8 protein-coding genes are annotated in these 11,405 nt (G+C 70.7%); 5 read left to right on the top strand and 3 right to left on the bottom strand.

Translation table 11 applies throughout. The features are described from left to right. The first annotated feature begins 12 nt into the window (after window positions 1–12). Complete coding sequence (locus tag ACZ7CD_RS23720) at window positions 13–717, top strand: alpha/beta hydrolase (RefSeq protein ID WP_470379682.1); 705 nt, start codon at window positions 13–15, stop codon at window positions 715–717. 438 nt (window positions 718–1,155) lie between these two features. Here ACZ7CD_RS23720 and ACZ7CD_RS23725 read toward each other — a convergent pair whose 3' ends face one another. Together ACZ7CD_RS23725 and ACZ7CD_RS23730 are read right to left on the bottom strand one after the other, a co-directional pair. Continuing rightward, a complete protein-coding gene (locus ACZ7CD_RS23725; RefSeq protein WP_360395276.1) occupies window positions 1,156–3,162 on the bottom strand; it encodes a phospholipase A2 in 2,007 nt (668 codons plus the stop codon). Window positions 3,163–3,352: 190 nt separating this feature from the next. Beyond that, window positions 3,353–3,925 carry an SACE_7040 family transcriptional regulator gene (locus ACZ7CD_RS23730; protein ID WP_360395277.1) on the bottom strand — a complete coding sequence of 191 codons (573 nt, stop codon included), beginning with the start codon at window positions 3,923–3,925 and terminating at the stop codon, window positions 3,353–3,355. Between the two features lie 163 nt (window positions 3,926–4,088). On the opposite strand from ACZ7CD_RS23730, the gene ACZ7CD_RS23735 reads away from it, so the two are divergent. The 4 genes from ACZ7CD_RS23735 to ACZ7CD_RS23750 all read left to right on the top strand — a co-directional run bounded on the left by ACZ7CD_RS23735 (window position 4,089) and on the right by ACZ7CD_RS23750 (window position 9,679). After that, window positions 4,089–4,874 carry an SGNH/GDSL hydrolase family protein gene (locus ACZ7CD_RS23735; protein WP_470379683.1) on the top strand — a complete coding sequence of 262 codons (786 nt, stop codon included), beginning with the start codon at window positions 4,089–4,091 and terminating at the stop codon, window positions 4,872–4,874. Window positions 4,875–5,013: 139 nt separating this feature from the next. Next, window positions 5,014–6,606: a carboxyl transferase domain-containing protein gene (locus ACZ7CD_RS23740; protein WP_470379684.1), complete on the top strand. Its 1,593-nt coding sequence runs from the start codon at window positions 5,014–5,016 to the stop codon at window positions 6,604–6,606. A 2-nt stretch (window positions 6,607–6,608) separates the two neighbouring features. Further along, entirely contained in the window at window positions 6,609–8,522 is a 1,914-nt protein-coding gene (locus tag ACZ7CD_RS23745; RefSeq protein ID WP_470379685.1) for an acetyl/propionyl/methylcrotonyl-CoA carboxylase subunit alpha, read from the top strand. A gap of 5 nt (window positions 8,523–8,527) precedes the next feature. Then, complete coding sequence (locus tag ACZ7CD_RS23750) at window positions 8,528–9,679, top strand: acyl-CoA dehydrogenase family protein (protein ID WP_360395284.1); 1,152 nt, start codon at window positions 8,528–8,530, stop codon at window positions 9,677–9,679. 71 nt (window positions 9,680–9,750) lie between these two features. Here the strand turns inward: ACZ7CD_RS23750 and ACZ7CD_RS23755 are convergent, their stop codons facing one another. Beyond that, window positions 9,751–11,286 carry an acyl-CoA dehydrogenase family protein gene (locus ACZ7CD_RS23755; protein WP_470370201.1) on the bottom strand — a complete coding sequence of 512 codons (1,536 nt, stop codon included), beginning with the start codon at window positions 11,284–11,286 and terminating at the stop codon, window positions 9,751–9,753. Window positions 11,287–11,405: the final 119 nt, after the last annotated feature.

The following is an 11,405-nucleotide window of genomic DNA, read 5'->3' on the forward strand; positions in this document are numbered from 1 at the left end:
AGCTTTCCGGTCATGCGCCGAACCCTGCTGGTCCTCGTGCTGATCGTGCTGCCGTCCGTCGCGCCGTCGATGGGCGAGTGGCGCTCCGACGCCGCGCGCCGGGTCGCCGTCGTCGGCGACCTGAGCACCGCCCGCGACGTCGTGGTCATCGTTCCGGGGTCCGACGTGGACGTCGACCGGTTCGACCGGACCGTCGGCAAGAACGCCACCGACCTGTACGAGGCCGTGGGCCGCGACGACCTCGCGGTGATCGCCTGGCTCGGCTACGCGACGCCGCAGGGCCTCGGCGTGGACGCGGCGACCGGTCGGCTCGCCAGAGCGGGTGCGACCGCCCTCGTCGACTTCGTGCGCGCGTTGCAGACCAACGCGCGCATCCGCATCTTCGGCCACAGCTACGGCTCGGTGGTCGTCGCACTCGCGGCACCCGAGCTCGACGTCGCCGACATCGTGTTCAACGGCAGCCCCGGCGTGCGGGCGGCATCGGTCGCCGACCTGCGGACGAAGGCCAAGGTGTGGGCGCTGCGCAACGCCGGTGACTGGGCGCGGTTCATCCCCGGCCTGCGGCTGTTCGACCTCGGGCACGGCACCGACCCGGTGTCGGCCCGCTTCGGCGCCACCGTGCTGCGGTTCCCCGGCGGCACCCACGCGAGCTACTACGAACCGGGCACCGACACGCTGGCCGCGCTGGCCCGCATCGCCGTGGGGGAGCAGCCGTGACCAGGAACGTCCTCGTGGGCACCGCGTTGTGCGCGGTCGTGGCGGGCCATTGGCTCACGACCACCCTGGTCGACACGCCGGCCGGGATGGTGCCGGGCCCGCAGCGGCCGTTCTGGGTGAGCCTGGTGCTGAACGCCTTGGTGCTGCCGGTGGTCGTGGCCGGTGCGGCCGTGCCGGTGCGGCGGCTGGTGGGGCAGGTGCTGGTGCTGCTCGGCTGCTGGGCGGCCGTCCTCTTCGGACTCGTGCTGCGCGGCGTCGACCAGGGCACCGCCTGCAACGTCGCCGTCCTGGTGGTGGAGCCGCTGTGGTTCGTCGGCGCCTACCTGGTCGTGAAACCGTTGCTGCGCAAGCAGGTTCCGCGTGATGACTGGCTGGGCCGCACCGCGCTCGGCGTCCTGCTGGTGCACCAGAGCGCGCTCGTCACGGTGTCGCTGGTGTTCAGCGCGTGGGGACCGCTGCCGGGACTGCAGCAGGAACCAGGTCCGGGCTGGGTGTGGCAGCGGCTGCTGTGGCTGCCGGTGTGCGCGGCCGTGACCTGGGGATGGCTGCGAGCACTGCGCACCCGATCGCCACGGCGTGCAGCACCACGACCTGCGGCGCCGGCTGCAACGCCAGCAGTGGTGGCACACACGCCAGTGCCGTGAGCAGCCACGGCAACCGGGTGTCGCAGCTGCCGGTGCGGGCGGTGTGGATCAGGTACCAGCCGAGCAGCAGGTGCAGGACGTTCTGCAGCGGGTCGACCGGCAGCAGCACCAGCACCCCGGCGCCGAGGAACCCGGCCACGACGAACCCGAGCACCCCGAGTGTCCCGAAGCTCACGCCCAGCGCCGTGGCGAGCCGGGTCCGGTGCGACTCGTGCGCGAGCCGCGGGAACCGGACCCCCTTGCGCTCGAACCGGTGGAACAGCAACGTCAGCGGCAGCAACAGCCCCGCGAACCAGCTCGGCGCCGCCGTGAGGCCGAGCAGTCCCACGACCGCGCCGACCCCGGCCAGGTACGCCAGGTAGACGGTCATCGGCGCCCGCCGCGCGAAGCTCACGACGTGCCAGGCCCGGCCCTCGAGCCACGCCGACACGTGCCCGCGGGCCAGCAGCGCGAGGCAGACCTGCGCGACCCCGAGCACCAGCGTCGACCGCGGGTAGTCGCTGAAGAACACCAGCGCCGGCAGGGTGACCGCGCCCAGCGCCGCGAGCACCTTGCGCGGGATGCGCTGCACCGTGCCGTCGGCGTAGAAGAACCCGGCCTGCTGCATCAGCAGCGCGCCGACGACCAGGTTCGCGTACCCGCCGGTCCGCCAGTCCGTGGACGTGCGCGCGACCTCGACCGCCAGCGTGAGCAGCGCGAGGACGACCGGCGTGGCACGGCGGTGGTGGCGGTGCAGCCAGGCCGCGGCCGGTGTCGCCGCCACCGCGAGCAGGTAGACCCCGAGGAACCACAACGGGTGCGTGATCAGCCGGCTGTACGCGTCGACCCGGACGTCCAGCAGGTTCAGCGCGGTGAACAGCACCACCCACAGCAGCACGAACCCGAGCACCGGCCGCAGCAGCCACGACGTCCGGCTCGACACCCAGCACCCGAACCCGCCCTGGTGGGCCTGCCAGCTGCGCAGGTTCGCGTGCCCGCCCGCGAAGAAGAACAACGGCACCGCCTGCAACGCCCACAGCCACGACGTGCCGGAACCGCGCAGATGTGCCACCGTGGCAACGGTTTCGCCGAGCACCAGCAACGCGAGGCTGAACAACCGCAGGAACGTCGCGTACCGGTCCTGCTCGACGCGGGTGGTGACCGCGACCTCCTCGCGGCGTGGCCGGTGCAGCCGGGCCAGCAGCAGGAACACCACGACCGCGCTGCCGAACGCCCACGCCACGACCGGTTCGTGCCCCGGTGGTCCCCAGCGCTGCCGCCACGAGTTGAACTGCAGCCCCAGCGCGTAGGTCTCGGCGACCGCGTGGCAGGTGTGCCGGGCCCCGCGCGGGTTCAGCTCGCACTGCAGGTGCAGGTCCGCCGCGAGCCGGTCGTCGAGCCCCCTGCGGGCCTGCGGTCCCAGCGCGTGGCCCTTGCGTTCGGCGTACCGCAGCAGGTCGTAGCCCATGTCGTGCGCACGGCAGGCGACGCTGAAGTCCCACTCCGTGTCACCGGCCGGCCCGGAGCACCCGCCGGCGACGTCGACCACGCGCAACGTCCCGTCCGGCGCCCGCACGGTCTTGGGGTCGCGCACGATCTCCGCCGCGAAGTCGGCGGGCAGGTCGAGCTGCGGGTCGTGGGTCGCCGACGGCGTGGTGAACGCCTGCACCGCCTTGGCCGCCGCCAGCACGTCACCGCTGGGTGTGCCGTTGTCGCCGGTCGCGGGTCGTGAGGCGACCACCCCCACGACGAACACGGCGAGGGTGATCACCGTGAACCGGAACCAGACCGGGAGGCGGAGGAGGAGCTGACGGGCACCCATGGTCGCGCCAGGTTACGGAACGGTCTCGGCTGATCGCCAGTCCGCCACCCACCGACAACTAGCCGTCTTCACCCACACGTGCCCCACCAGCCTCACTTTTGCCCACGCGGGGAGCTTTCGTACTCCAGGAAAGGACGAAAGGCCCCCGCGTGCGGAAAGCAAGGGGGTGGGGATGACTCTCGGTGAGGGGTCAGGAGGAGACCGCGGCTGGGGTGAGCGAGGCGAGGGCCATGCGCGTCAGCAGGGCCGCCATCTGGTCGCGGTCGAGGTGAGCGCTGTGCGGGGTCGAGTTGATCAGCCCGAACACCGCGTGCGCCGCGGCTCGCGCGGTCGGTTCGTCGAACTCCGGCACGGTCCGGCGGATCGTCTCCACCCACACCTCGACGTAGCGGCGCTGCAGGGCGCGCACCCGCCGGCGGTCCGGGTCGGTGAGGTTGGCGAGGTTGCGCATCTGCACGGTGATGAGCGCCGGGTCGTCGAGCGCGAAGTCGACGTGCCAGCCGACCAGCTCGCGCAACGCCTCGTCGGCGTCCGACGCCGCGTCGACCCGCGATTGACCGCCGTCGAGCAGGCGTTCCGAGATCGACGTCAGCATCTCGCCGAGCATCGCGTCCTTGCTGCGGAAGTGCCGGTACAGCGCGGGCCCGGAGATGCCGACCGCCGCGCCGATGTCGTCGATGCCCACGCCGTGGAAGCCGTGCCGCGCGAACAGTTCCGCGGCGGCGGTGAGGATCTGGTCCCGACGTGAGGGTTTCTCGGCCACGCCGGAAGGTTAGCAGTCGTTCACTTTCAGCCTGATGGGTGAAATTTTCGCAGCCGCAAGTCCCAGTCGTTGACTATTGACCAATGCTTCACACGGGTCTTACTCGTAAGTAACCATGACCGTGCACTGCATCACACCCCTGCGGCCCCTTCGGGAGTCTTCGATGCGTCCTGCTCACCTCATCGCCTCGGTGGTCACCGCCGCCGCGGCAGTCATCGCGCTCGCGAACCCCGCGAGCGCCGCCGCCGTCAACTACGTGGCGCTCGGCGACTCCTACGCCTCCGGCCTCGGCACCGGCAGCTACGACGGCACGAGCGGCAGCTGCAAGCGCGGCCCGCTCGCCTATCCGGCACTGTGGGCCGCCGCGACAGCACCGGCGTCGTTCCGCTCGGTGGCCTGCTCCGGCGCCCGGACGGGCGACGTCGTCACCCAGGCGGCGGCCGTCACCTCGGCCACCAACCTGGTCACCGTGCAGGTCGGCGGCAACGACGCCGGCTTCACCGACGTCATCACCACCTGCACGTTCGGCTCCGACAACGACTGCATCAACCGGGTGAACACGGCCAAGGCCTACGCCGCGAACACGCTTCCCGGCCTGCTCACCAACGTCTACGGCACCATCCGCTCGAAGTCCCCGTCCGCGCGCGTCGTCGTCCTCGGCTACCCGCGCATGTACAAGGTGCCCGGCACCTGCAACGTCGGCCTGAGCGACACCAAGCGCGCCGCCATCAACTCCGGTTCCGACGCGCTGCACGCGACGATCAGCGCACGGGCCGCTGCGGCCGGGTTCAGCTACGTCGACGTGCGCGGGGCGTTCACCGGGCACGAGATCTGCTCGTCGAGCTGGTGGCTCAACAGCCTGAGCTGGCCGGTCGAGGAGTCCTACCACCCGAACCGGGCCGGTCACGCGAGCGGCTACCTGCCCGCTCTGCGGTCGGTCATCGGGTAACGGAATTCCGGTGCGTGGGAGTGTCGTAAGAGCACCTTGACCTGCGACCTGGGTGCTCTCGAACGGCACTGGTGGACCGCCAGGTGAGCGGGCGTTAACATGGCCTTGTTAACGCCCGCTAACCTGAGGTCTGGGGAGCATGGACGCACCGGTCCTGCGCAGCGCAGCCGAGCCATCGGACCGCTACGCCAAGGAGCACACCGCGCTCGTCGAGGAGCTGCGGAGCAAGCTGGCCACCGCCGCGCGAGGCGGGCCCGAGAAGGCGCGGCAGCGCCACGTCGACCGCGGCAAGTTGTTGCCGCGCGAGCGCGTGGACACGCTGGTCGACCCCGGCTCGCCGTTCCTGGAGCTGTCGCCGCTGGCCGCGAACGGCATGTACGGCGACGAGGCCCCGGCCGCGGGCATCATCACCGGCGTCGGGCGGGTGTCCGGGCGCGAGTGCGTGATCGTCGCCAACGACGCCACGGTCAAGGGCGGCACCTACTACCCGGTCACGGTCAAGAAGCACCTGCGCGCGCAGGAAGTCGCGCTGCAGAACAACCTGCCGTGCATCTACCTGGTCGACTCCGGCGGCGCGTTCCTGCCGAAGCAGGACGACGTGTTCCCCGACCGCGAGCACTTCGGCCGCATCTTCTACAACCAGGCCACGATGTCCGCGAAGGGCATCCCGCAGGTCGCCGCGGTCCTGGGCTCGTGCACCGCCGGCGGCGCGTACGTGCCGGCGATGTCCGACGAGGCGGTCATCGTCCGCAACCAGGGCACGATCTTCCTCGGTGGCCCGCCGCTGGTGAAGGCCGCGACCGGTGAGGTCGTGAGCGCCGAGGACCTCGGCGGCGGCGACCTGCACTCGCGCACGTCCGGCGTCACCGACCACCTGGCCGAGAACGACGCGCACGCGCTGCGGATGGTCCGCTCGATCATCTCCACGCTCGGCCCGCGCGCCCGACGGCCCTGGGACGTCACCCAGGTCGAAGCGCCGAAGGTCAACCCGGACGACCTGTACGGCGTCGTGCCGACCGACTCCCGGACGCCCTACGACGTGCGCGAGGTGATCGCGCGGATCGTCGACGGGTCGAAGTTCCAGGAGTTCAAGAAGGAGTACGGCGCCACGCTCGTCACCGGGTTCGCGCGCATCCACGGCCACCCGGTCGGCATCGTCGCGAACAACGGCATCCTGTTCGGCGAGTCCGCCGTCAAGGGCGCGCACTTCATCCAGCTGTGCGACAAGCGGTCCATCCCGCTGGTGTTCCTGCAGAACATCACCGGGTTCATGGTCGGCCGCGAGTACGAGGCCGGCGGCATCGCCAAGCACGGCGCCAAGATGGTGACCGCGGTGGCGTGCGCGCGGGTCCCGAAGTTCACCGTGATCATCGGTGGCTCGTTCGGCGCCGGCAACTACTCGATGTGCGGCCGGGCGTACTCGCCGCGGTTCCTGTGGATGTGGCCGAACGCGCGGATCTCCGTGATGGGCGGTGAACAGGCGGCCTCGGTGCTCGCGACCGTCCGGCGCGACCAGCTCGGTGACGAGTGGTCCGCGGAGGACGAGGAGGCGTTCAAGGCGCCGATCCGCCAGCAGTACGAGGACCAGGGCAACCCGTACTACTCGACCGCGCGGCTGTGGGACGACGGCGTGATCGACCCGCGGGACACCCGCACGGTGCTCGGCCTCGCGTTGTCCAGCGCGGCCAACGCCCCCATCGACGATGTTTCCTACGGCGTCTTCCGGATGTGATCATGTTCGACAGCGTTCTGGTGGCGAACCGCGGGGAGATCGCGGTCAGGGTGATCCGTGCGCTCAAGGCGCTCGGAATCCGTTCCGTCGCCGTGTACTCCGACGCGGACGCCGACGCGCTGCACGTCCGCCTGGCCGACGAGGCCGTGCGGATCGGGCCCGCGGCGGCCCGCGAGAGCTACCTGTCCATCGAGAAGATCGTCCAGGCCGCCGTGTCCACCGGCGCGCAGGCGATCCACCCCGGCTACGGCTTCCTCGCCGAGAACACGGCGTTCGCGAAAGCCTGCGACGACGCCGGAATCGTGTTCGTCGGTCCGCCCGCGGCGGCCATCGACGCGATGGGCGACAAGATCCGCGCGAAGCTCACGGTGTCGGCGGCGGGGGTTCCCGTCGTGCCGGGCCGCACCCGTGAGGGCATGTCGGACGACGAGATCGTCGACGCGGCGGTGGAGATCGGTTTCCCGGTGCTGCTCAAGCCCTCCGCGGGCGGTGGCGGCAAGGGCATGCGGCTCGTGCACGAGGAGTCCGCGCTGCGCGAGGCGATCGAGTCGGCCCGGCGGGAGGCGCGCGGGTCGTTCGGCGACGACACGCTGCTGATCGAGCGGTTCGTCACGAACCCGCGGCACATCGAGATCCAGGTCCTCGCCGACACGCACGGCAACGTGATCCACCTCGGTGAGCGCGAGTGCAGCCTCCAGCGGCGGCACCAGAAGATCATCGAGGAGGCGCCGTCACCGTTCCTCACACCCGAGGTGCGCGAGGCGATGGGGGCCGCGGCGGTCGACGCGGCGAAGTCCTGCGGTTACGTGGGGGCGGGCACCGTCGAGTTCATCGTGGACGGTGCGACCGGCGACTACTTCTTCATGGAGATGAACACCCGGCTGCAGGTCGAGCACCCGGTGACCGAGGAGGTCACGGGCGTCGACCTGGTCGAGTGGCAGCTCCGGGTCGCCTCCGGTGAGGTGCTGGACCTCGACGTCACGATGCGCGGCCACTCGGTCGAAGCGCGCGTCTACGCGGAGGACCCGGCGCGCGGCTTCCTGCCGACCGGTGGCCGGGTGCTGGCGTTGCGCGAACCCACGTCCGTGCGCGTGGACTCCGGGCTGTACGAGGGACTTGTCGTCGGCTCGGACTACGACCCGATGCTCGCCAAGGTGATCGCGCACGGCCGCACGCGCGAAGAGGCGTTGCGGCGCCTGGACCACGCGCTGGGGCAGGTGGTGCTGCTCGGCGTCACGACGAACATCCCGTTCCTGCGGGCACTGCTGCGTGATCCCGACGTCCGTTCCGGCGCGCTGGACACCGGCCTGGTCGAACGCAAGCTGGACGCGTTGACGTCGCAGGACGTCCCGGACGACGTGTACGTGGCGGCCGGCCTGGAGCGCTCGCTCGACCCGCGTGGCGACGACCCGTGGGACCAGCTGTCCGGCTGGCGCGTCGGTGAGCACGCGTGGACGACGTGGCGGATCAACGACGTCGACGTGCGGGTGCGCGGTGACGAGGTCGTCGTGGGCGCCGGAGAACCGGTCAGGGCCCGTGCTCGCCGGGAGGGCGGCGACCTGCTCGTCGGGTCGCGCCGGTACGCGGTCGCCCGTGACGGCGACGTGCTGTGGCTGGGCCACGACGGCGCGTCCTGGGCGTTGACCGAGGCCGAGTTCCTGGTCGGCGCGTCCGGTGGCGCGGCGGCCTCCGGTGGTCCGGTGAAGTCGCCGATGCCCGGCACCGTGCTGGTGGTCCGCGCGCAGCAGGGCGAGGACGTGACCGCCGGTCAAGCGTTGTTCGTGGTCGAGGCCATGAAGATGGAGCACACCGTCACCGCACCGGTCGACGGCGTGCTCGCCGAGGTGAACGTGCAAGCAGGTCAGCAGGTCGCACTCGACCAGGTGCTGGCCACCGTCGTCTCTCACGAGGAGTGACAGCAATGTTGGACTTCAGGCTCCCGAGCGAGTACGAGGACCTGCGCAAGACCGTCGAGGAGTTCGCCCGCGACGAGGTCGCCCCGGTCATCGGCGACTACTACGAGCGCGGCGAGTTCCCGTACCCGGTCGTCGCGAAGATGGGGCAGATGGGCCTGCTCGGCCTGCCGTTCCCCGAGGAGCACGGCGGCATGGGCGGCGACTACTTCGCCCTGTGCCTGACGCTGGAGGAGCTCGCCCGCGTCGACTCGTCCGTCGCGATCACGGTCGAGGCGGCCACGTCGCTGGGCGCCATGCCGATCTACCGGTTCGGCACCGACGAGCAGAAGGCGGAGTGGCTGCCGTCGCTGACCTCCGGCCGGAAGCTGGGCGCGTTCGGTCTCACCGAGCCCGGTTCCGGGTCCGACGCGGGGGCGCTGGCGACCACCGCGCGCCTCGACGGTGACGAGTGGGTCATCAACGGCACCAAGGCGTTCATCACGAACTCCGGCACGGACATCACCGGCCTGGTGACGGTCGCCGCCGTGACGGGCACGCTGCCCGACGGCCGCAAGGAGATCTCGTCGATCATCGTCCCGTCCGGCACGCCGGGCTTCACGGTGTCGAAGAAGTACTCGAAGGTCGGCTGGTGCGCCTCGGACACCCGCGAGCTGTCGTTCGCCGACTGCCGGGTGCCCGCCGCGAACCTGCTGGGGGAGCGTGGCCGCGGCTTCGCCCAGTTCCTGCGGACGCTCGACGAGGGCCGTGTGGCCATCGCCGCGCTGTCGGTGGGCTTGGCGCAGGGCTGTGTCGACGAGTCGGTGCGCTACGCCCACGAGCGTGAGACGTTCGGTGCGAAGATCGGCACCTACCAGGCGATCCAGTTCAAGATCGCCGAGATGGAGGCGCGCGTGCACACGGCGCGGCTGGCCTACTACGAGGCGGCGTCGCGGATGTTGCGCGGTGAGCCGTTCAAGAAGCAGGCGGCCATCGCGAAGCTCGTGTCGTCGGAGGCGGCGATGGACAACGCCCGTGACGCCACGCAGATCTTCGGCGGCTACGGGTTCATGAACGAGTACCCGGTGGGCCGGTTCTACCGCGACGCCAAGATCCTGGAGATCGGCGAGGGCACCTCCGAGGTGCAGAAGATGCTGATCGCCCGCGAACTGGGCCTCTGACCCCTCGCTCTTCCGGCATCTGCGAGTACTGCCAACCGGCCGGTTGGCAGTACTTGCAGATGCGCCGACAGTCAGGGCTTGGGGACGGCGCGGGCGATGATGGTCGCGAAGTCGGTGGACCTGGGGAGCGTGCCGAAAGCGACGCCCCAGTCCCCGCCGAGCCGGGAGGCCACGAACGCGTCGGCGACCGCGGGGTGTCCGTGCTTGACCAGCAGGGCGCCCTGCAGCACCAGGGCCATCCGCTCGACGACCCGGCGGGCCTGCGACTGGTCCACATCGGACAACGTGCCGCCCAGCTCGTTCAGCGCCTTGTCGATGCGCGGGTCCACCCCGCTCACGACGCCCAGGAACTCCTGCACCGACTCGGGTTCCTTCGCCATCGCGCGCAGCACGTCGAGCGCGGCGACGTTGCCGGAACCCTCCCAGATCGACATCAGCGGCGACTCCCTGAACAGCCGCGGCATCCCGCTGTCCTCGATGTAACCGTTGCCGCCCAGGCACTCCAGTGCTTCCGCCGCGTGCACCGGCCCGCGCTTGCACACCCAGTACTTGGTCACCGCGAGCCCGAGCCGCGACCGGTGCTCCGCGAGCCACATGGCCGCCGTGGTCGCCGCCTCCGACTCGACCGCGAGGTCCGCCAGCACGTTGCGCATCGCCGGCTGGTCGACGAGGTACTGCCCGAATGCCTTGCGGTGCGCCGCGTGGTGCGCCGCCTGCCGCAACCCGGCCCGCATCCCGGCCGCCGACCCGAGCACGCAGTCCAGGCGGGTCGTGTTGACCATCTCGATGATCGTCCGCACGCCCCGGCCCTCGTCGCCGACGCGCACCGCGAACGCCTCGTCGTACTCGACCTCCGCCGACGCGTTGGACCTGTTGCCCAGCTTGTCCTTGAGCCGCTGGAGGAAGAACCGGTTGCGCGTGCCGTCCGGCAGCACCCGCGGCACCAGGAAGCACGTCAGCCCGCCCGGTGCCTGCGCGAGAGTCAGGAACACGTCCGACATCGGCGCCGACGTGAACCACTTGTGCCCGGTGAGCACGTACCCGTCGTCCACCGGCCGCGCGACCGTGGTGTTGGCGCGGACGTCCGAGCCGCCCTGCTTCTCGGTCATCGACATGCCGGCGATCAGGCCGCGCTTGGTGAGCGGTGCCCGCAGCCCGAAGTCGTACTCACGGGCGGTGAGCAGCGGTTCGTACTCGGCCACCAATTCGGGTGACACACGCAAAGCGGGCACAGCGGAGTACGTCATCGAGATCGGGCAGCCGTGGCCGGCCTCGACCTGCGACCAGACGTAGAACTTGGCCGCACGCTCCAAGTGCTCACCGTCGACATAAGCGTGCAATCCGTGCGAAACAGCCACATTCATCAGTTCGTGCCACGCCGGGTGGAACTCGACCTCGTCGATCCGGTGGCCGAACCGGTCGTGGGTGTGCAGCACGGGCGGGTGGGCGTTCGCCAGGCGACCGCGCTCCTGCCACTCGTGGCTGCCGGCGAGGCGGCCGAGCTCGTGCAGCTCCGCGGTGTCTGCCCAGCTGAGCAGTGCCGGGTCGGCGGCCAAGTCGTGACCGGCAAGTGGCGGAACCTGGTTGGTCACCTCGTGCGTAGCCATGCCCAGCACGCTACTACTCGGTAGTAACTTTCGGCAGGGTTCGTTGCGGACATCCGGCCCATTGGTGAAATTGGGCGTGCCAACGGCGCTGACGAGGAATAACGTCGCTCTCGTGAGTG

This window comes from Lentzea sp. NPDC036949, from assembly GCF_055608075.1.